Below are 21,952 nucleotides of genomic sequence, written 5' to 3'. Positions count from 1 at the left end.
GAAATGGCACATCCTAAGAGAAAAATTTCGAAAACCAGAAGGGATAAAAGACGTACCCATTATAAAGCTGTTGCACCAACATTGGCTACTGATCCAACAACTGGTGAAATGCACTTGTTTCACAGAGCTCACTGGCACGAAGGTAAATTGTACTACAAAGGCCAAGTTCTTATAGACAAAACTGAAGAAGCAGAAGCATAAACGTGTTATTCTGTTAAAAGTACCCAACTCCCGTATGAATATCAACGGGAGTTTTTTTATGGGGTATACCGATGTTTTAGGTAATTTTGTTCCCCCGAACTTTTGAGAGAAAACGTCATCCGAATATCGTATTTCAAATTTTACGGTAAGGGGTAATTCAACGGATGTACATAAAAACTAAAATTTCAAAAACGGTTGCATTTCACAGAGAAATTGCTGAAAAATGTTTAATTTTCACCAATTTTCAAGCATTTTTGATGGTTTTTGAGATCAAATCAAGTTTAGAATGAGTAAAACAACGGCAGCAATTACAGCTGTAGGGGCTTACGTTCCCAAATTTGTACTGACCAACAAAATGCTGGAAGGTATGGTCGATACCAATGATGAGTGGATTGTTACTAGAACCGGTATCAAAGAAAGACGGATCTTAAAACCTGAAGAAGGTGAGGGCACTTCCTATTTGGCCATACAGGCTGCTAACAACCTGATAGAAAAAAGAAATTTAGACCCTAGCGAGATAGATTTGGTGATTGTTGCCACGGCGACACCCGACAATATGGTGGCCTCAACAGCTGCCTTTGTTGCTGCAAAAATAGGTGCTACCAATGCGTTTGCTTATGATCTTTTGGCGGCCTGTTCAAGTTTTCTTTTCGGTATGTCTACCGCGGCCAGTTATATTCAATCGGGCCGTTACAAGAAAGTATTGTTGATAGGGGCCGATAAAATGTCATCTATCATTGACTATACGGATCGTACAACATGTATTATTTTCGGGGATGGGGCCGGAGCGGCTCTTTTCGAGCCGAACGAAGAAGGCCTTGGTCTTCAAGATGAATATTTAAGGTCTGATGGCAACGGAAGGCAGTTTCTTGGTATGGATGCTGGTGGATCTCTGATGCCCGCAACCGAAGAAACGGTTAAGAACAGAAAACATTACATTTATCAAGACGGAAGAACAGTTTTTAAGTTCGCTGTTTCAAATATGGCCGAAGTGGCAGAGAAAATAATGCAGCGAAACAACCTAGAGCATACCGATGTTTCGTGGTTAGTACCGCATCAGGCCAATAAAAGAATTATTGATGCCACGGCGAATAGAATGGGATTGGACCATTCCAAGGTTTTAATGAACATTCATAGGTATGGCAATACCACATCGGCGACCTTACCGCTTTTGTTGGCAGATTTCGAAGGTCAATTGAAAAAGGGTGACAACTTAGTTTTTGCCGCTTTTGGTGGAGGATTCACTTGGGGTTCTATTTATTTGAAATGGGCCTATAACTAATTCAAATTACTAAACAAACTTAAATTCATGGATATAAAAGAGATTCAAAGCCTTATTAGATTTGTTGCTAAATCTGGTGCTAGTGAGGTTAAATTGGAGATGGAAGATATCAAGATTACCATCAAAACAGGTTCTTCTGAATCGGGACCCGAGACTACTTTTGTTCAACAAATTCCGATGGCACAGGCTCCTATGGCCCAAGCGCCGGTTCAAACACCTGCAGCCCCTGCAGAAGCAGCTTCGGGATCAGGGCAAGAGAGCAAAAAAGATGAAGACTCAAAGTACATTACCATCAAGTCGCCGATTATAGGTACTTTTTACAGAAAGCCTTCTCCTGATAAAGATCCTTTTGTTGAAGTAGGTAGTAGTATTGGCAAAGGAGACGTTCTTTGCGTCATCGAAGCCATGAAACTCTTCAATGATATAGAATCTGAAGTATCTGGAAAGATTGTGAAGATTTTGGTTGACGATTCATCACCAGTTGAATTTGATCAGCCATTATTTTTGGTCGACCCTTCCTAGTTTAGAAATTCCAAATAACGATTCCGAACCCTGTAAGTTAGATGTGGGGTCCGGTGTTTGCAGTTTGGCTTTTAATTTTAAAAGTTATGTTCAAAAAAATACTTATTGCCAATAGGGGTGAAATTGCGTTACGCGTCATTCGTACCTGTAAAGAAATGGGCATTAAGACGGTAGCTGTTTATTCAAAGGCAGATGAAGAAAGTCTTCACGTTCGCTTTGCAGATGAGGCCGTATGTATTGGTCCGGCCCCCAGCAGTGAATCGTACTTGAAAATACCTAATATCATTGCAGCGGCAGAGATTACCAATGCCGATGCTATTCACCCTGGTTACGGTTTTCTTTCTGAGAATTCTAAATTCTCGAAGATATGTGCCGAGCACGACATAAAATTTATCGGTGCGTCTGGCGATCAGATCGATAAAATGGGAGACAAGGCAACGGCCAAAGAAACCATGAAACAGGCTGGTGTTCCTGTAGTTCCAGGTTCTGAAGGTTTGTTGAAAGATGTGGCCCACGCCAAAAAGGAGGCCAAGAAAATGGGTTATCCTGTTATGATCAAAGCTACCGCCGGTGGTGGTGGTAAAGGTATGCGTGCCATATGGTCAGAAGACGAAATGCAGAGCAATTTTGAAAGTGCGGTACAAGAGGCGAAAGCAGCCTTCGGAAACGGAGGAATGTACATGGAAAAATTGATCGAAGAACCTAGACATATTGAGATACAGGTAGTCGGAGACCAATACGGTAAGGCGTGCCATCTTTCAGAAAGAGATTGCTCTATTCAAAGAAGGCACCAGAAGCTTACCGAAGAGACTCCATCACCTTTCATGACCGATAAACTAAGGGATGAAATGGGTAAAGCAGCTGTAAAGGCTGCAGAGTTTATCAATTACGAGGGTGCGGGAACCATTGAATTCTTGGTAGATAAACATCGTAATTTCTATTTCATGGAAATGAATACGAGAATTCAGGTAGAACACCCCATAACCGAACAGGTCATTGATTACGATTTGATCAGAGAGCAAATTTTGGTTGCTGGGGGCGTTCCGATTTCAGGGAAGAACTATACGCCAAAACTACATTCTATCGAATGCCGTATCAACGCTGAAGATCCCTATAATAATTTTAGGCCGTCACCTGGTAGAATTACCACTTTGCATACACCGGGCGGACATGGAGTGCGAATGGATACCCACGTTTATAGCGGATATCAAATTCCACCGAACTATGATTCGATGATTGCCAAATTGATTACCACTGCACAGACACGTGAAGAGGCAATCAACAAGATGAAACGGGCTCTTGATGAGTTTGTCATAGAGGGTATCAAAACCACGATTCCCTTTCACAGGCAGTTGATGGATCATCCAGATTATTTGGCTGGAAACTATACCACAAAATTCATGGAATCGTTTAAAATGAATCCTGAAAAAGAAGATTAATAATTGCCCCGGCCAGTCCGGGGTTTTTTATTCCCTAATTTCACTTACCTTCCATTTTTATGAAACTAAGTTATTGGGAATATAAGACTTGGCTATCGCAGGTTGATTTCACGATTGTTGGCGCTGGAATCACGGGCCTGAACTGTGCTTTACAATTAAGGCAGAGGTTTCCCAATGCCAAGATAGTAGTGCTTGAGAAGGGTGTGTTGCCACAAGGCGCCAGTACCAAGAATGCCGGTTTTGCCTGTTTTGGTAGTATTTCCGAAATTGTTTCTGACCTCCGCACTCATTCTGAAGAAGAAGTTTTTAACCTTGTCAAGAAAAGGTGGGACGGTATTCAGTTGCTCAGATCAACTTTGGGTGATAGCGCCATTGATTTTCAACCCTTGGGAGGTTATGAACTCTTTTTGAAGAACGCGCCTGAACTTTACGAATCAAGCATAGAAATGATGGGGCATGTAAATTCGCTGTTGAAACCTATTTTTGGTGAGATTCCCTTTTTCGTGCAGTCTAATAAATATGGTTTTGAGAAAATTCATGAAAAGTATATTGCACATCGCTTTGAGGGTCAGCTAGATCCTGGAAAAATGATGATGGCCTTAGCCAAGAAGGCCGTGGACCAAGAAATTACCATTCTGCAAGGGGTCGCTTTGAATGATTTTACACAAAAATCAAGTTTGGTGTTGCTTAAGACCGAACACTTTGAGTTTTCTACCGGAAAATTGTTCATAGCGACGAATGGTTTTACAGGACAATTTTTACCCGATGAAGTACAACCCGCAAGGGCGCAGGTAATTTTGACAAAGCCATTAAAATATCTTGACATTAAAGGAACCTTTCATTTCGACCAAGGTTATTATTACTTTAGGAATATCGACAATAGAATTCTTTTTGGGGGAGGGAGAAATTTAGACTTTCTAGCTGAGCAAACAACTGAGTTCGGAGAGACAGAGTTGATTCAGAAGCAACTGGAAAAACTCTTAAAAGAAATCATACTTCCCAATGAAAAGTTGGAAATCGATCGGCGCTGGAGTGGAATTATGGGCGTAGGAAATAGAAAGTCGCCAATTGTAAGACCGCTTTCTTCCGATGTTTTTTGCGGTGTTCGATTGGGCGGAATGGGCATCGCTATAGGAAGTTTGGTCGGTAAAGAGCTGGCCGAACTGGCTTAACACCGTTTACCAACATTACTTACACCTTGCCATAGTCAACTTTTGGCTTTCATTGTTTCTTTGGGCTATAATCCCTACTTTAAACCGATCAAAACCTCAACCTAGATTTCATGTCAAAAAGTAAAAAGCTAAGAAGCTCAGAATGGTTCAATAGTGACAATAAAAAAATGAACTTCGTACACCGTTCATGGTTACGAAATCAGGGCTATCCCGATGATTATTTTGAAGGAAAACCAGTAATAGGCATATGTAATACCTGGTCAGAGCTGACACCTTGTAACGGTCACTTGCGTCAATTTGCAGAAATAGTCAAACGAGGTATTCTGGAAGCTGGAGGTTTTCCTATGGAGTTTCCGGTGATGAGTTTGGGGGAGACCATCATGCGCCCCACCACTATGCTTTTTCGCAATTTGGCCAGTATGGATACTGAGGAATCTATACGTGCCAATCCACTTGATGGCATTGTCCTCTTAACAGGATGCGATAAAACCACTCCGTCGACCTTAATGGGCGCCTGTAGTGTCGATTTGCCGACCATAGTAGTACCAGGAGGGCCAATGCTTAGTGGGCGCTTTAGAGGCGAGAAGATTGGTTCGGGATCCATGAACTGGATGGTGAAGGAAAAACAGAAGAATGAGGCTTTCACCGATGCCGATTTTAGAGAGGCAGAAGTGTGCCTGGCGAGAAGTATAGGTCATTGTAATACCATGGGCACGGCTTCAACCATGGCCACGATGGTAGAAGCTTTGGGCTTGACCCTTCCGGGGTTTTCCTCCATTCCGGCAGCAGATTCAAGAAAGAAAATGTTCGCACAACTCTCGGGTAGGCGTATCGTTGAAATGGTAAAGGAAGATTTAAAACTGTCAAAAATATTGACCAGAGAGGCATTTGAAAATGCTATCGTTACCAATTCAGCTGTTGGGGGCTCTACCAACTTAATAGTACACCTTACTGCAATAGCGGGGCGTATTGGTGTCGATTTGAAGCTGGAAGATTTCGATACCCATGGCAGCAAAGTGCCCTTATTGGTAAATCTCAAGCCGTCTGGGAAACATTTGATGGAAGATTTCTATTATGCAGGTGGCCTGCCAGTAGTTCTCAACCGTTTAAAACCGTTGTTACATAACGAAGTCATCACGGCAAACGGAAAAAGTTTAGGTGAAAATTATAAAGACGTAGCCTGCTATGATGATGATGTTATCAGTAGTCTGGAAAATCCTCTTAAAAAGGAGGCAGGAATCGCCGTATTAAAGGGTAATTTGTGTATGGACGGTTCAGTTATAAAGCCGTCTGCCGCGTCAGAGCATTTAATGAAGCATACCGGAAAAGCAGTTGTCTTTGAAACCATGGAAGATTACCATGACCGTATTGATGACCCAGACTTAGATATTGATAAAGATAGTGTAATCGTTCTTAAAGGGGTCGGCCCAAAGGGCTATCCTGGCATGCCTGAAGTGGGCAACGTTGATCTTCCTGAAAAATTGATAATGCAGGGCGTTAAAGACATGGTACGCATATCTGACGGTCGAATGAGCGGTACGGCAGGTGGTACCGTTATACTTCACGTCTCGCCTGAGTCTACCATAGGTGGTAATTTGGCCTTCGTTGAGAACGGAGATTTAATTGAGCTAGATGTCGAGGCACGCAGTCTAAACCTAATGATTTCTGAACAGGAGCTGGCCAAGAGAAGAAGTGAGTGGAAAGTACCGGAATCTTTAGCTAAAAGAGGTTACGTAAAGCTGTATGTTGACCATGTGGAACAAGCCCATAAGGGGGCTGATTTTGATTTTTTGGTGGGAGGCTCAGGTTCTAAAGTGGAAAGAGATTCACATTAATTTTACAGGTTGAACCAAAAACAAGAGTTATATAATTTTTGTCTAGACTTCGTCGATGGCCGAATTTCTCGCATACAAACGAATATCGGTGAAATTCAAGACTCATTACAAAGCGAAACAAAAAGTACGGCCGGTGACAAGCATGAAACCGGTCGTGCCATGTTACAAATTGAACGTGAAAAGTTAGGACAACAATTAGCGGAAGCCGAACAGATGAAGGCCGTATTAAAGAGAGCTAACCCTAGCATAAATTCTAAAGTGGTGGGTCTGGGAAGCTTGGTGCGTACTGACCTCAATTCATATTATGTGGCAATTTCGGCCGGAAAATGTGAGTTGTCGGAATCACCCGTTTTTTGCATTTCGGCTATGACGCCTATCGGTAGGCTATTAATGGGAAAGCACACTGGCGAAACCTTTGTTTTCAATGGTGCCACACAGAAAATTCTAGAAATTCAATAAAGAAACGGTTCTTAGAATTAAGCTTGGCCCATTCCTTTCATTGATAACAATGTTGCCGACCATACAATGACCGAAGAAAGAAAAATACCAATGGTATTTGCCCAAAAGGCCTTTTGTCTTTCAATCTTAAAAAGATAGGTAGCGATGCTTCCTGCATAGACTCCCGTACCGGGAAGCGGAATCATTACAAACAGAATCAAACCCCAAAAACCGAATTTCTGAATTTTTTCACCTGATCCGGTCTTGGCCCTTCTGGCAACATATATGGCCGATTTTTTATAGAAAAACCATCGCAGAAAGTATTTGTTGATTTTATCCAAGAAAAAAATCATAATGGGAAAAACCAACACATTGGCCAAAAAGCAAAATATAAAGACCAGATAGATGTTTAGGCCGTTAAGCATTCCATAGGGTATTCCTGCCTTTGCCTCTCCAAAGGGGGATAAACTCCATAGAATAGCGATGATAAAGTCTATGATAATGATTAAATTTTAAAAGCGCAAAGCTAGTACTATCAGGGTCTTGAGCCAATTTCAATTCATAAAAAATGTTTAAAGTTTGCTAAATATCGATGAAGCGATATGCTTTTTAACGTTCTTCTACATAAATGCACAATAAAAAGCGGTTCAGCTAGTTGTTATTACATGTTTTATACCCCCAAATCAATTGAATATGAAACCATTTGTTATAAAGCTGCTGTTGTTAGCTTTTGTTACCATGACCATTTTTTCTTGTAGTGTAGATTCAGAGCTTCAAGATATAGCCGATGAAATAGAGAGGCAGAATAATTCGTTGGAATCAGAGCTGCCCACGGTCAAAATAAAATTTGAAAATCATTCATTAAATGCAGAAAAAAGGACGTCTTGAAGGCGTCTTTTTTTTGGTTGACTATTTTTTTGCCTAACAATGGTCAATTAAAGAAGAACCAATAATTTTGTAAGGCATTAAATCTCTTGTTGTATGAAGGATCTTCGGTTTTATGATAGTGCTGTACAACGATATAATTCGCATATAAATGCTATATCTGCCCCACTTTCATCATGGGATATCTCAGGGATGTATTTTCAGACCTACAAAGAACATTTAAAAGATTTGGCTTCCATTGGTCAGATAGGTAACAAAAATCGTTGGCAGTCGGTCTTAACGGGCGATGATTGGCCCTTGATTAAGGAATTGGTTGTCGTTATAACCGATCCCCATTTGAAAATTGAATTTGCCAGCAATAATATTAAGCAAATGACAGGCTATGACCCCATTGAAGTTGTTGGGAAATCACCCAAACTATTTCAAGGAAAAGACACCTGTAAACTTACCAGAGAAAGAATAGCCGAAGCAATTGAAAACCAGCAACCTTTCGAGGAAACTATTATCAATTATAAAAAAAATGGCTCGCCTTATTCTTGTCAGATAAAAGGCAAGCCGATTTTTAATATGAAAGGAGATTTGGTCAACTTTATCGCTTTTGAAAAAGCAGTTGCCTAAATCTATTTTTTAGAAACTACAGTTTTCGATTTCCGTAACTCTTAGGGTATTGACCATGCCCTTTTCCCTAATAGGCATAGCGGCAAGGCTAATCAGCATATCGCCCACTTCGAGAAAACCTTTTTTGCAGGCGATGCTATTTACATCTTCGATGGTTTCATCGGTGGTAACATACCTATCGTAATAAAAGGCCCTAACTCCCCAAAGAAGGTTCAATTGTGTTAAAATACGCTTGTTGTCGGTAAAGACTAAGATATGGGCACTTGGTCTCCATGCAGAGATTTGAAAGGCGGTATAACCACTATTGGTAAGGGTAGAAATCGCTTTCGCCTTTATTTCGTTCGCCATAGTAGCCGCATGGTAACAAATCGATTTGGTAATGTAGCGCTTGGTCTTGATGTGAGGTGGATCATGAGGAACCTGGATCAATTCAGAACCTTCGACACTTTCCAATATACTTGCCATTTTACTGATAACTTGAACAGGATAGTTACCTACCGAAGTCTCGCCTGAAAGCATAACGGCATCGGCACCATCCATTACTGAGTTAGCTACGTCATTAACCTCTGCCCTTGTTGGGGTAAGGCTCGTAATCATAGTTTCCATCATTTGGGTCGCAATGATAACGGGTATTCTTGCCTTTTTGGCTCTTAGAACCAATTGCTTTTGAATCAATGGTACTTCTTGCGCAGGCACTTCAACACCCAAATCACCACGAGCAACCATAAGACCGTCGCAATAGGCAACGATTTTGTCTATATTTTCTACTGCCTCAGGCTTTTCGATTTTGGCTATAATCGGAATTTTATGTTCAGAGTGTTCTTTGATCAAGTTCTGAAGATCAATAAGATCTTGACTAAAGCGAACAAAAGAAAGAGCGATCCAATCTACATCTTGAGATATGGCGAAAATGGCATCGTTAATATCCTTTTCGGTCAACGCCGGCAACGATATATTGGTATTAGGAAGATTAACCCCTTTCTTAGATTTAAGCGGACCACCTTGAATCACCTTAGCTTTTGCCTCGTCTTCACCATTGGTAGAGACCACTTCAAAAATTAGTTTGCCATCATCTAGTAAAATACGTTCTCCAGGATTGACATCTTTAGGAAAAGTGGCATAGTTCATATAAACCCTCTCACTTGTACCTTCAAAAGGTTCACCGGTCACAAATGTAATTTCGTCACCTGGTGCCACCACAACTTCACCGGCCATGACCCCTACCCGTAATTTGGGGCCCTGTAAATCGGCAAGAATGGAAGTATAGGTTTCCATTTCTTCGTTAAGTTCTCGAATCATATTGATGCGTTCGGTAACGTCATCATAATTTGCATGGGAGAAATTTATGCGGAAGACATCTACACCGGCCTCGATCATATCTCTGAGAACCTCTTTCTTGCTAGTCGCCGGACCGAGGGTGGCTACTATTTTTGTCTTTTTTTTGCTAGGCATTGATTCAATAAATTAAGTTGTTCTTTGATTTTAGTTTGTCTGTTTCTATGCTATAGGCCGTAATAATTTTCGGCACGGCCAATAACGATTTGATGAGCTTCTCCGTATCGGCATTATCTTCTTGCTCAATCTTGATAAAATAATCTACATCTTTATATTCCGGTACCATGGTGAACTTTGCAAACGCCGGCTCGTTCATAAAAAGATCGGACCTTGATGTTTTATCTTCCTCTAAACTATGGTTAGGGAAAAATGTCCAATACCTGTCGTTCAAATCATCTTTCCATTCAAATATGGGAACCGTGGTATGTACAGAAATATCTAAATCTGCACGTCTACGCTTAAAACTTGATTTTAAGCACTGGTTCAAGGCATAGGCGATGGCATAATCTTCAAGACTGCTGTGCAATGCAATCAAATCGAATGAATCTTCGTAAAAATCCGTCGAAATCTTATGTATCGCTACCATAGGCACAGAAAGCAGCAAATATAATATTAATACGGTACAACGCCTAGGTTAGCAAGGGGTAAAGCTTAAATTCGGCAATCTATAACGTTTTAGTTACAATAGAAATATTTTACGACTTTTCCATCCTATCCTGAAGTGCGTAATAGGCTCTTTTTGAAGCTCTTTCCTCTGCCTTTTTCTTCGATGTTGCCCTGGCCTTGGCCATTACTTTGCCCCCAATAGTCAATTTTACGGCAAAATGTTTTAACGTATCGTTACCGGTATCTTCGTAAACATTGTAATCGAAAGTCTTTTTTTGCTTTTGGCACCATTCGATGATCAGGCTTTTGTAGCTGATGACCTTGCCTTCTAACTGTTCAATGTCTACATAGGGGTCTATCACCTGTTGACTGATGAACTTTTCGCAGTACTTATAACCTCTGTCGAGATAGATAGCACCTACCAAGGCCTCAAATACATTGCCGTGTATATTTTCTCCAAAGTGTGTTTTCGGAATTCGACTTTGAACAAATTTTATCAGCTCTAAATCTTTGCCAAGTTCGTTCAGATGTTTTCTACTAACGATTTTTGAACGCATTTTGGTCAAATATCCCTCATCACCTTCCGGTACTTGATCGTACAGATGTTTTGATATAATAGTACCTAACATAGAATCGCCCAAAAATTCGAGACGCTCGTAGTTCATAGGCGTGCCATCTTTATCTTTTATATTGGCCGACCTATGTAAAAAAGCACGTTTGTAATAATCAAGCTTTTTTGGCTTAAAGCCCAGTATTTTGGTCATCCCCAAAAAAAAATCCCCATCCTTTTTGGAATGGGAATTGAATATATTTGAAGGAAAACCCATGGGTATTACTCGCTGATTTTCTTAAATATAACACAGGCGTTGTGCCCTCCGAACCCAAATGTATTGCTCAGTGCAACATTTACTTCTCGTTCTTGAGCTTCGTTCAAGGTGAGATTCAATTTAGGGTCTATGTTCTCATCAACAACCGAGTGATTGATGGTGGGCGGCACCAAACTATGTTTCATGGCCAAAATCGATGCAATTGCCTCAATGGCACCTGCCGCGCCAAGCAAATGGCCGGTCATCGATTTGGTCGAATTAATATTTATATTAGGTGCATGGTCACCAAAAACCTCACTGATTGCCTTTAGCTCGGCAACATCACCTAAAGGTGTTGAGGTACCGTGGGTATTTATGGCATCTACTTCCTCCGGTTTTAGTCCGGCATCGCGCAAACAATTTTCCATTACCCTGACCACCCCGATACCATCGGGGTGTGGAGCTGTCATGTGGTAAGCGTCGCTCGATAGACCGCCACCGGCAACCTCAGCATATATTTTGGCACCTCTTGCCTTGGCGTGCTCATATTCTTCAAGAATCAAAGCACCGGCACCTTCACCTAGAACGAAACCATCTCTAGTGGCATCAAAAGGTCTTGATGCGGTTTCCGGACTTTCATTACGGGTAGAAAGAGCATGCATAGCACCAAAACCACCCATACCTGCAATAGTAACTGCTGCCTCACTACCACCGGTAACCACTACATCACAATGCCCAAGCCTTATATAGTTTAAAGCATCGATAATGGCATTGGCCGATGAAGCACAAGCTGATACCGTAGTATAGTTTGGCCCCATAAAACCGTGCTTGATAGAGATATGCCCCGGAGCAATGTCGGCAATCATTTTAGGAATGAAGAACGGATTGAAACGTGGTGTTCCGTTGCCTTCGGCAAAGTTGATCACTTCATTTTGAAAGGTCTCTAAACCTCCGATACCTGCTCCCCAAATAACGCCAACACGAAATTTGTCAAGCTTTTCGAGGTCTAAACCTGAATCTGTAATGGCTTCGTCGGAAGAAATAAGGGCGTATTGCGCAAAACGGTCAAGTTTTCGAGCCTCTTTTCGGTCAAAATAATCTTCGGCGTTGAAGTTTTTAAGTTCACAAGCAAATTTGACCTTGAATTTTTCGGTGTCATAATAGGTAACGGGGGCCGAACCACTTTTTCCATTTTTCAGGCCTTCCCAATATTCCTCGATATTGTTACCAATAGGTGTTAAAGCACCCAATCCGGTAACTACTACTCGCTTTAATTGCATTGAACTTAATTTTTCGTTTTGTTTTAAGCCAACCGTAAATTAAAAAAAATTATCCATGCGATAGGGTTACCACATGGATAATTTATAAATCTTTATTTTAAAGAATCATTAAAGATTACTTCGCTTCTTCTATATAACTAATGGCTTGGCCAACTGTTGCGATATTCTCAGCTTGATCGTCTGGGATTTGGATATCAAATTCTTTTTCGAACTCCATAATCAATTCCACTGTATCCAAAGAATCTGCCCCTAGGTCGTTTGTAAAGCTAGCTTCCGTTACAACTTCGTTTTCATCTACACCTAATTTATCAACGATGATAGCCTTTACTCTTGATGCAATGTCTGACATAATAAAATTGGTTTTAAAATTTAAATTGTTGGCAAAAATAAAAAACTTTGGTTGAATAACACTATTTGCCGATAAAATGTATGGTAATTTACTAAATTTAAGAACAAGAGAACTCTTTCGAATTAAAATTTTTTTAGCTCTAACGAGATATTCTATAGCACTATATGTAGGGCTTTCGTAGTTGAATTTCCATAGAAAAATCCTTTACCTTGCGACCTTTAAAGAACTTGTAAACTTAAATCGCTAATCTTTTGAAAACCAAACGAATCGTTCTTTTTGCGTCAGGCTCTGGCTCGAACGTAGAAAATATCGTGAACTATTTTTCTTCTCGTTCTGATATTGAGATAGCCTGTGTTTTAACGAATAAGAAAAATGCCGCAGTACTTGACCGATGCGATAGATTATCTATCGACGCCCTTTACTTTAATAGGCGGTCGTTCTATAATTCAGATCTAGTATGTAAAACAGTTGGCGTTTTGAATCCCGATTTAATCGTTTTGGCCGGTTTTTTATGGAAGATTCCACAAAACCTTATCGAAACTTTTCCTAATAAAATAATCAATATTCACCCTGCCCTATTGCCTAAATATGGAGGAAAGGGTATGTACGGAAACCATGTTCACAAAGCCGTTAAAGAGAACAGAGAAACTGAAACAGGCATTACCATTCATTACGTGAACGAAAATTATGATGAGGGAGCTATTATTCACCAAGCTAGAACTATAGTCGTTTCAGACGATACACCGGATACTATTGCGGCCAAGGTTCATGAGTTGGAATATGAGCATTTTCCGAAGGTGATCGATAAACTTTTGACCGATAGCTAATGGCAAAAAAGGAAAAATTCTATACGGTTTGGAAAGGAAAACGCCCCGGTATTTATGATACCTGGAAAGACTGTAAGGCTGCTATTGACGGTTTTAAGGGAGCCCAGTACAAATCATTTTCCAGTTTTACCGAAGCAAAAAAAGCATATAATGGCGATTACGCCGATTATAAGGGGAAGAAAAAGCAGGCCGCCCAACTATCCGCTGCAGAGGCTCTTAAATATGGTACCCCTAATTACAATTCTATTTCTGTAGATGCCGCCTCTAGCGGAAACCCTGGCGTTATGGAATACCAAGGGGTAGACACCAAAACGGGCAAAAAACTCTTTAAGCAAGGTCCGTTTCAGCAAGGCACAAATAACATCGGTGAATTTTTGGCCATTGTGCATGGCTTGGCCTTTCTGAAGAAAAATAAGAGTGACCGTGTTATTTACACCGATAGCCGTACAGCTATGAGCTGGGTGCGCAAAAAAAACTGCAATACCAAATTAGAGGAAAACGCCAAAAACAAAGAACTTTTTGAGCTGATCCGTAGGGCCGTTGAATGGCTTAAGACCAATTCATATACCACTCCGGTGGTTAAATGGGAAACCAAGGCCTGGGGTGAAATTCCTGCAGATTTTGGTAGGAAATAGGCCGTTTACCGAATATTAAAATTTGATATCGAACACCCGCTCAATTCGCCACCCAAAAGCGTATATTTGCAGCAAAATTGCAAGACCTTATGGGTAAACTTCTAATCGTAGGCACCATTGCTATTGATGAAATCGAGACTCCTTTTGGTAAGACAGGAAAGATTTTAGGTGGTGCTGCGACCTTTATTGGGCTGGCGGCCTCCCAATTTGATGTTGAAACGGCCATTGTCTCCATTGTGGGAGACGACCTTCCGGAGTCCTATCTTGAAATTCTTAGAGGTAAAGACATTGATCTGACCGGAACCGAAATCGTAAAGGGAGGAAAGACCTTCTATTGGAAAGGTAAATATCATAACGACCTTAATTCAAGAGATACCCTAATAACCGATTTGAACACTTTGGCAGATTTCGACCCCAAAGTGCCGGATCATTTTAAGGATGCCGATGTGGTGATGCTGGGTAATCTGCACCCTTCCATACAATTAAGTGTAATTAATCAGATGGAAGTACGACCAAAACTAATCGTTTTGGATACTATGAATTTCTGGATGGATAATACCCTTGATGAATTAAAAGAGGTCATCAAACACATAGATGTTATTACCATTAACGATGAAGAGGCACGACAGCTGACAGAAGAATATTCATTGGTGAAGGCTGCCGCGGCGATTCAAGAAATGGGGCCGAAATATGTGGTCATTAAGAAAGGTGAGCACGGTGCGTTATTGTTTCACGATGAAAAGGTATTCTTTGCCCCTGCGTTGCCTTTAGAAGAGGTTTTTGACCCAACCGGCGCAGGCGATACGTTTGCCGGCGGTTTTTCTGGTTATTTGGCGGCTACCGATAACATGTCGTTCAAGAATCTTAAGAATGCGGTTATTCATGGGTCTAATTTGGCTTCTTTCTGCGTTGAACGGTTTGGAACCGAGCGCATGAAAACGCTGAAAAGAGAAGAGGTGAACAAAAGGTTGTTTGAGTTCAAGGCCCTCACCCAGTTCGATATAGAGTTAAGATAAAACACGCCCCTACATAAAAGGGGCTTTTTTAATAGAGAAAGGATATACAATGAGTGATGCTATTAAACACGAGTGTGGTATTTCGGTTATACGTCTTTTGAAACCGTTAGAGTACTACAAGAAGAAGTACGGTACTGCTTTCTATGGGGTCAATAAAATGTACCTCATGATGGAGAAGCAGCACAACAGAGGTCAAGATGGTGCCGGTTTCGCAAGTATCAAGTTAGATGTGAACCCTGGTGAAAGGTATATGAGCCGGGTGCGTTCGATTGCCCAACAGCCCATTCAAGATATTTTTGCGCAAATTAATGATCGGATCAATACTACATTGGCCGAGAACCCAGAATACCAAAATGATGTGGCGCTTCAAAAGAAGCATATACCCTATATAGGTGAGGTGCTTTTAGGGCATGTACGCTATGGTACTTTTGGTAAGAATAGCATAGAGAGCGTTCACCCGTTTTTACGTCAGAACAATTGGATGCACCGTAACTTAATTGTTGCGGGTAACTTCAATATGACAAACGTTAATGAGCTCTTCAAAAATTTGGTACAATTAGGGCAGCACCCAAAAGAGATGGCCGATACCGTAACGGTAATGGAAAAAATAGGTCATTTTTTAGACGATGCGGTCGCCAAATTGTATAAGCAGATAAAGAAAGAGGGCTATAGCAAGCAAGAGGCTTCCCCGTTGATAGCTGAGCGTCTTAAGCTGAATAAAATTTTAAAGAGGGCTGCCAAGAACTGGGATGGTGGTTATGCCATGGCCGGTCTTTTAGGGCATGGTGATGCATTTGTTCTTAGAGACCCTGCCGGAATACGCCCCACCTATTATTATCAAGATGATGAAGTCGTCGTCGTCGCATCGGAAAGGCCTGCCATTCAAACGGTTTTCAATGTGAAATATGATGAGATTAAAGAGCTAGACCCTGGTCATGCTATTATCATCAAGAAGAATGGTAGTGTATCCCTGAAAGAAATATTACCGCCGGTAGAGCGCAAGGCTTGTTCTTTTGAGAGAATTTATTTTTCTAGGGGCAGTGATAAAGAAATTTATCAAGAGCGGAAAGAATTAGGTCGATTGTTGTTCCCTCAAATATTGGAGTCTATTGAGTACGATATGAAAAATACCGTATTCTCTTATATACCAAATACCGCTGAAACTTCATTTTTTGGCATGGTCAAAGAGGCTCAAAACTATCTGAACAAAAAGAAGGAGGAACAGATTCTTGCGTTAGGCTCTAATATCAACAGTGAAGAACTTCATTCCATTTTAGCGATTAGGCCACGCATCGAGAAAGTGGCCATTAAAGATGCAAAATTGAGAACCTTTATAACCCAAGATAGTAGCCGTGATGATTTGGTTACGCATGTTTACGATATCTCGTACGGATCTGTAAAGAAAGGTGACAATCTTGTTATTATTGATGATAGTATCGTTCGCGGAACAACCCTTAAAAGAAGTATACTAAGAATTTTAGACCGACTTTCCCCTAAAAAAATTGTGGTAGTCTCTTCTGCGCCTCAAATCAGATATCCGGATTGTTACGGAATCGATATGGCAAAACTAGAGGATTTTGTTGCTTTTAAAGCGGCGTTGGCTTTGCACCAAGAGCGCTTGACTATGAACATTGTCGATGATATTTATGACAAATGTTTACAACAGACCGCTACACGTGATGCAGAAGTAATCAACTACGTAAAGGAGTTCTATGCTCCCTTTACCGATGAGGAAATATCACAAAAAATAGGAGAGCTTTTGAGCCCTGAAGGAATCAATGCAGAGGTTCAAATTATATATCAAAACATAGACAACCTTCATATGGCCTGCCCCAAGAATTTGGGCGACTGGTATTTTACGGGCGATTACCCCACCCCAGGCGGTAACCGAGTGGTGAACAGAGCGTTCATCAATTTTTATGAAGGAAAGAACCAAAGGGCGTATTGATTACTTTCATCGATGAAATCCCTCATTTAGAGTATTTTATCGATAATCTGAGTATTTCAACGGCTTTTTGTATTGACCCGCTTGAGCGGTATATACTTTTAGTATTGCCATAGCATAAGTAGGTTAAGTTCATGGTAAGATTTGGGGCAAAAAAGGTGGAGATTCTCCACCTTTTTTATTTTATCAATTCCATTATAAATCCGTGTTACCCGTAAAGCCTCTACAGAGCTTCCTTTTCACCTTTTATCTTTTTTTTCGACCGTTTGACAAAGAACTTTTAACCCCGAAATAAGCTGCTCTATATTTGGAGGACCATAGCATAAGTAGGTTAAGTTCATGGTAAGATTTGGGGAAAAGGCGGAGCAATGCTCCGCCTTTTATTTTTACTTCTTCCCCATTCAATTCAGTCAGATACTGTTACATTACGATCCAATTCTATCATCGGAGCTTCGATAGATTACTAAAAGGTAGTTCAACTAGGTAAACGTACGTTAGTCTAATTACTTTTTCCGATGGCTTAATTCGCAATACATTTGGAGAACCATAGCATAAGTAGGTTAAGTTCATGGTAAGATTTGGGGAAAAGGCGGAGCATTGCTCCGCCTTTTTATTTTATAGAAATGCCAGTAATTCACTGCGTTAACACTTTTTCAAGCTTTTTATGTTAAAAAAAAGCCTTAAAATTTCTAAAAATTCTTTTTTTATTTCCCACAATACCAGTATTTTAGTCCTGCCATAGCATAAGTAGGTTAAGTTTATGGTAAGATTTGGGACGAAAAGGGTGGAGACTTCTCCGCCCTTTTCTATTTACTAAAGCTCAGGGTTTTATTCCCCTTTTTTGCGACTTGTTAAAAAATAAAAGGCCCCAACCGGATACCGGTTGGGGCCTTTTATTTGATTGAAAAACTTTATTATTTGCCTTCGGCGTAAAGTTCAGCAACTTTGTCCCAATTGATAACATTGAAGAAAGCCTCAACGTACTCTGGGCGCTTGTTTTGATAGTTAAGATAATAAGCATGTTCCCATACATCCAACCCTAAAATAGGAGTGCCTCCACAACCAGTACTTGGCATTAGAGGGTTGTCTTGGTTAGGTGTGCTACAAACTTCAACCTTTCCACCTTTGTGAACACAAAGCCAAGCCCAACCAGAACCAAACTGTCCTCCAGCGGCACTGCTAAACTTATCTTTAAAAGATTCGAAAGAACCAAAGGCGTTATCAATAGCTGAGGCAAGTTCTCCTGAAGGTTTACCTCCGCCGTCGGGTGACATTACTTCCCAGAAAAGAGAGTGATTGAAGAAGCCACCACCGTTGTTTCTAACGGCGCTGTGTGACATATCTAGATTTTCTAGAATAGCTTCTATAGATTTTCCGGCTAAATCGGTGCCTTCAATGGCAGCGTTTAATTTAGTGGTATAGCCGTTATGGTGCTTTGTATGGTGAATTTCCATGGTACGAGCGTCGATAGAAGGTTCTAGCGCGTCATATGCATAGGGTAATTTTGGTAATTCAAAAGCCATTTTTATATGTTTTTAGATTAATAATTAGCAAGTTGAAAAGTACGTTTTTTAAGGTATAAATTACCTTAATTATTTGTTAAGAACTCTTTTAGAATCCGTAATTTGCGTAAAAAAGCACTTGCACGATAATTCCTATAAAATCTACAATGCTTCTGCCGGATCAGGCAAGACTTTCACCCTTGCCAAAGAGTACTTGAAAATTGTTCTTGGAGCCAAGGGAGGTTTTAGGCGAATCTTGGCTATCACATTTACCAACAAAGCAGTAAATGAGATGAAGACGAGAATTCTTGACAGTCTTCAGAGTTTCAGTGAGAATAGCACTTCAGATGATTCTTCGGCCCTATTTAAAGAAGTCAGGGCATCACTGAACATTAATGAGCAAGAATTAAGGGAAAGAGCCAAAACAACGCTAAAATCTATTCTGCACAATTATGCTTTTTTTGACATCTCTACCATAGACAAGTTTACCCATAGAATTATACGAACTTTTGCGAAAGACTTGGGTATACCACAAAACTTTGAAGTCGTCTTAGAAATCGATTTGCTTTTAGATGAGGCGGTCAGCAGATTGTTGCAAAAGGCCGGTGTCGATAAAAAACTTACACAGGTTCTATTAGACTTCGCCTTAGAGAAAATCGATGATGATAAAAGTTGGGACATTGGGCAAGACCTGTACAAGATGGGTATGCTCATGTTCAATGAAAACCATGCAAGTCATCTTGAAGGGCTGAGAAACAAGAATATAGATGATTTTCTAAAACTGAAGTCTATTTTATGGGCAGAGCAGCAAAGAATTGGGGATTTGCTAGTGTCCATTGCCAATGAAATACTAACTCGCATCGAAGAGAATCAACTGGAGTTTTCAGATTTTACTCGTGGGTATTTCCCAAAATTCATATCAGATATAGCCCAAGGTAATCTGAATATCAATTTTGATGCTGGTTGGAAACAGAATTTCGAGACCACCGTTTTATACAACAAGTCAGCTTCTGATAATGTAAAGCAGACCTTAGATGCCTTGCACCCTCATTTGACTGTTCTTTTTTCTGCTATCAAGCAGAATTTCTACAGACAGCAATTTTTAAAGAACGCCTATGGTAATTTGGTGCCGTTAACGGTATTGAATGCTCTTCGAAATGAAGTCAAGCAAATACAAAAGGAAAGGGACTTGCTCTTGATATCGGAGTTTAATATGCTCATATCGAAAGAAATAAAAAATCAACCGGCTCCTTTCATTTACGAAAGGCTAGGCGAAAAATACCGCCATTATTTTATAGACGAATTTCAAGATACCTCTCAGGCTCAGTGGAACAATCTAATTCCTCTGATAGGCAACGCCCTTGAAAGTCAAGATTACAAAGGTCAAACGGGGTCTTTGTTTTTAGTGGGCGATGCCAAACAAGCAATTTATAGATGGAGGGGCGGTAGGGCAGAGCAATTTTTAAACTTGGTCGGTCTAAGGCAAAATCCCTTTGTCGTGCCTCCAGAAACCTTTAACCTTCCAGTAAATTATAGAAGTCACGAAGAGGTCATCAACTTTAATAATTCATTTTTCACATCAACAAGTCCGTTACTGAACAACACTGTTTTTAAGACCCTTTTTGTAGAAGGAAACAAACAATTGACCAATACTAAAACTGGCGGAGTTGTTCAGCTCACTTTTTTGGAGAAGGATGATGAGAACGACATATCTTCTCTTTATTGCGATGAAACTTTAAACAAGATTATTGCGATTGTCTCAAGTGGCCATGCCTATCACGATATCTGCATCTTGGTTCGCAGCAATAAAGATGGCGTTTTGTTGGCAGAGTTTCTTACCGAGAAACAAATTCCGACCATATCTTCAGAAAGCCTATTGTTATCAAGTAGCGATAAGGTAAGGTTTTTGGTGAATTTGTTGCAGTTTGCGATACATTCCGAAAATAAAGGAACTGCTTTTGAAATATTAGATTTTTTAGCTCCATCCGACAAGAACAAACATCGCTTTATATATGAGAACCTAGAGAGTGTCAATGATTTGTTGAAAGAAAGATATGATTTTGATTTGGATAAATTGACCCGAATCTCGGTCTATGATGGCATAGAGTGGGCTGTTAGACAATTTTCTTTGATAGAAGGCTCCGATGCATACCTCAGTTTCTTTCTAGAAGAAATATTCGATATAGAAAACAGCGATGGACCAGGCGTTTATACTTTTCTTGAAAATTGGGAGAAGCGAAAAGACCGGTTGAGTGTAACGATGTCTCAAAACATAAATGCGGTTCAGATAATGACGGTGCATAAATCGAAAGGATTAGAGTTTCCTTTTGTCATATTTCCTTTTGCGAACGAGAATATTTATAAGCGTGTAGGAGGTAAAAAGATGTGGCTGCCCTTGCCCTCTGAATCCTTTAACGGTTTTAAAGAGGTTTTGGTCAACGAGAAAAAAGAGCTCATCAATTATAGTTCTGAAGCCGAAAAACTCTTTTTGGAAGAAGAGCATATGATGGAGTTAGATTCATTCAACGTTCTTTACGTCGCTTTGACCAGGGCAATTAAAGGCTTATTTGTTATTACGGAAAAAGACCTCACCAGTTCTGGTGATCACAAAGCCGAATTCTATTCAGGACTTTTTATTCATTTTCTGAAGGAAAGAGAAATTTGGGCCAATGAATTGAATGAATATACATTTGGGCAATTGGAACGTGTTGATCCGAAGGAGGTTCCACAATTATCAAAACAAGATGAGGTGCTTTTTACTTACACTTCAAAAGAAAGGGAAGCATTTAAGATATTAACCCAATCAGGTGCACTCTGGGACACGGAAAGGGAAGAAGCTATCGAAAGAGGAAACCGCCTTCACCATATTCTTGGGTTTATAGATACAAAAGAAGATATTCATTCAGCAATAGAACAATCGGTAGTTCGCGGTATTATTGCTATTGACGAAAAGAACCTCTTCATAGACGATTTGAACAGAATATTAAACCATTCAGAAATCGCACCCTATTTTACCCACGACTGCGTAATTAAAAACGAACAAGACGTTGTCACGCCGTCCGGTGCTATTCTGCGCCCCGATAGAATTGTAATCAAGAACAACACCGCAACAATAATAGATTATAAAACGGGCAAACGTAACCCTAGGTATGTTGAACAATTGTATAAGTATTCCGATGCCATAGAGTCAATGGGTTACGAAATCTCCAAAAGACTATTGATCTATATTAATGATAGTATCACGTTAGAGTCGGTTTAA

General features: G+C 40.4%; 21 protein-coding genes. 14 read left to right on the top strand and 7 right to left on the bottom strand.

Translation table 11 applies throughout. The features are described from left to right. Window positions 1-3: 3 nt before the first annotated feature. From rpmF to D1013_RS00625, 7 genes are all read left to right on the top strand, one after another. Complete coding sequence (gene rpmF / locus D1013_RS00655) at window positions 4-201, top strand: 50S ribosomal protein L32 (protein WP_100870255.1); 198 nt, start codon at window positions 4-6, stop codon at window positions 199-201. Between the two features lie 286 nt (window positions 202-487). Further along, window positions 488-1,483, top strand: coding sequence for a beta-ketoacyl-ACP synthase III (locus D1013_RS00650; RefSeq protein ID WP_121847046.1), 996 nt, complete (start codon window positions 488-490; stop codon window positions 1,481-1,483). A gap of 27 nt (window positions 1,484-1,510) precedes the next feature. Next, on the top strand, window positions 1,511-2,005 hold the full coding sequence (accB, locus tag D1013_RS00645; RefSeq protein ID WP_121847045.1) for an acetyl-CoA carboxylase biotin carboxyl carrier protein: 495 nt from the start codon (window positions 1,511-1,513) through the stop codon (window positions 2,003-2,005). 86 nt (window positions 2,006-2,091) lie between these two features. Continuing rightward, on the top strand, window positions 2,092-3,444 hold the full coding sequence (gene accC, locus D1013_RS00640; RefSeq protein WP_121850541.1) for an acetyl-CoA carboxylase biotin carboxylase subunit: 1,353 nt from the start codon (window positions 2,092-2,094) through the stop codon (window positions 3,442-3,444). Between the two features lie 59 nt (window positions 3,445-3,503). Beyond that, window positions 3,504-4,616 (top strand): NAD(P)/FAD-dependent oxidoreductase, encoded by a 1,113-nt coding sequence (locus D1013_RS00635; protein ID WP_121847044.1) that lies wholly within the window; start codon window positions 3,504-3,506, stop codon window positions 4,614-4,616. Between the two features lie 110 nt (window positions 4,617-4,726). After that, window positions 4,727-6,451 (top strand): IlvD/Edd family dehydratase, encoded by a 1,725-nt coding sequence (locus D1013_RS00630; protein ID WP_121847043.1) that lies wholly within the window; start codon window positions 4,727-4,729, stop codon window positions 6,449-6,451. Window positions 6,452-6,460: 9 nt separating this feature from the next. Beyond that, the gene (locus D1013_RS00625; protein WP_121847042.1) at window positions 6,461-6,910 is read left to right on the top strand and encodes a 3-oxoacyl-ACP synthase; all 450 of its coding nucleotides are present in this window, start codon (window positions 6,461-6,463) and stop codon (window positions 6,908-6,910) included. A 17-nt stretch (window positions 6,911-6,927) separates the two neighbouring features. On the opposite strand, the gene D1013_RS00620 is transcribed toward D1013_RS00625, so the two are convergent. After that, window positions 6,928-7,392 (bottom strand): COG2426 family protein, encoded by a 465-nt coding sequence (locus D1013_RS00620; RefSeq protein ID WP_121847041.1) that lies wholly within the window; start codon window positions 7,390-7,392, stop codon window positions 6,928-6,930. A gap of 190 nt (window positions 7,393-7,582) precedes the next feature. Between D1013_RS00620 and D1013_RS00615 the strand changes: the two genes are divergently transcribed. Both D1013_RS00615 and D1013_RS00610 read left to right on the top strand, forming a co-directional pair. Next, complete coding sequence (locus D1013_RS00615) at window positions 7,583-7,777, top strand: hypothetical protein (protein WP_121847040.1); 195 nt, start codon at window positions 7,583-7,585, stop codon at window positions 7,775-7,777. A gap of 93 nt (window positions 7,778-7,870) precedes the next feature. Next, entirely contained in the window at window positions 7,871-8,392 is a 522-nt protein-coding gene (locus tag D1013_RS00610) for a PAS domain-containing protein (RefSeq protein WP_121847039.1), read from the top strand. Between the two features lie 9 nt (window positions 8,393-8,401). On the opposite strand, the gene pyk is transcribed toward D1013_RS00610, so the two are convergent. The 5 genes from pyk to D1013_RS00585 all read right to left on the bottom strand — a co-directional run bounded on the left by pyk (window position 8,402) and on the right by D1013_RS00585 (window position 12,768). Continuing rightward, the gene (gene pyk / locus D1013_RS00605) at window positions 8,402-9,844 is read right to left on the bottom strand and encodes a pyruvate kinase (RefSeq protein WP_121847038.1); all 1,443 of its coding nucleotides are present in this window, start codon (window positions 9,842-9,844) and stop codon (window positions 8,402-8,404) included. 4 nt (window positions 9,845-9,848) lie between these two features. Continuing rightward, window positions 9,849-10,313 carry an IPExxxVDY family protein gene (locus D1013_RS00600; protein WP_121847037.1) on the bottom strand — a complete coding sequence of 155 codons (465 nt, stop codon included), beginning with the start codon at window positions 10,311-10,313 and terminating at the stop codon, window positions 9,849-9,851. A 109-nt stretch (window positions 10,314-10,422) separates the two neighbouring features. Then, window positions 10,423-11,160: a ribonuclease III gene (rnc, locus tag D1013_RS00595; RefSeq protein ID WP_121847036.1), complete on the bottom strand. Its 738-nt coding sequence runs from the start codon at window positions 11,158-11,160 to the stop codon at window positions 10,423-10,425. Window positions 11,161-11,165: 5 nt separating this feature from the next. After that, window positions 11,166-12,419, bottom strand: coding sequence for a beta-ketoacyl-ACP synthase II (fabF, locus tag D1013_RS00590; RefSeq protein ID WP_121847035.1), 1,254 nt, complete (start codon window positions 12,417-12,419; stop codon window positions 11,166-11,168). Between the two features lie 115 nt (window positions 12,420-12,534). Then, window positions 12,535-12,768 carry an acyl carrier protein gene (locus D1013_RS00585; protein ID WP_008269813.1) on the bottom strand — a complete coding sequence of 78 codons (234 nt, stop codon included), beginning with the start codon at window positions 12,766-12,768 and terminating at the stop codon, window positions 12,535-12,537. A 251-nt stretch (window positions 12,769-13,019) separates the two neighbouring features. Here D1013_RS00585 and purN point away from each other — a divergent pair, with 251 nt between their 5' ends. The 4 genes from purN to D1013_RS00565 all read left to right on the top strand — a co-directional run bounded on the left by purN (window position 13,020) and on the right by D1013_RS00565 (window position 17,194). Further along, window positions 13,020-13,595: a phosphoribosylglycinamide formyltransferase gene (purN, locus tag D1013_RS00580; RefSeq protein ID WP_121847034.1), complete on the top strand. Its 576-nt coding sequence runs from the start codon at window positions 13,020-13,022 to the stop codon at window positions 13,593-13,595. After that, on the top strand, window positions 13,595-14,230 hold the full coding sequence (locus tag D1013_RS00575) for a ribonuclease H1 domain-containing protein (RefSeq protein ID WP_121847033.1): 636 nt from the start codon (window positions 13,595-13,597) through the stop codon (window positions 14,228-14,230). The genes purN and D1013_RS00575 overlap by 1 nt, the downstream gene beginning before the upstream one ends. An 89-nt stretch (window positions 14,231-14,319) precedes the next feature. After that, entirely contained in the window at window positions 14,320-15,246 is a 927-nt protein-coding gene (locus D1013_RS00570; RefSeq protein ID WP_121847032.1) for a PfkB family carbohydrate kinase, read from the top strand. 49 nt (window positions 15,247-15,295) lie between these two features. Further along, window positions 15,296-17,194 (top strand): amidophosphoribosyltransferase, encoded by a 1,899-nt coding sequence (locus tag D1013_RS00565; RefSeq protein ID WP_121847031.1) that lies wholly within the window; start codon window positions 15,296-15,298, stop codon window positions 17,192-17,194. Between the two features lie 911 nt (window positions 17,195-18,105). Here D1013_RS00565 and D1013_RS00560 read toward each other — a convergent pair. After that, the gene (locus D1013_RS00560; protein ID WP_121847030.1) at window positions 18,106-18,714 is read right to left on the bottom strand and encodes a superoxide dismutase; all 609 of its coding nucleotides are present in this window, start codon (window positions 18,712-18,714) and stop codon (window positions 18,106-18,108) included. Window positions 18,715-18,832: 118 nt separating this feature from the next. Here D1013_RS00560 and D1013_RS00555 point away from each other — a divergent pair, with 118 nt between their 5' ends. Next, window positions 18,833-21,952, top strand: coding sequence for a UvrD-helicase domain-containing protein (locus D1013_RS00555; RefSeq protein WP_121847029.1), 3,120 nt, complete (start codon window positions 18,833-18,835; stop codon window positions 21,950-21,952).

The sequence above is a fragment of the Euzebyella marina genome (assembly GCF_003687485.1).
GTDB classification, from domain to species: domain Bacteria; phylum Bacteroidota; class Bacteroidia; order Flavobacteriales; family Flavobacteriaceae; genus Euzebyella; species Euzebyella marina.
This window is presented reverse-complemented; position numbering and strand designations above follow the sequence as displayed.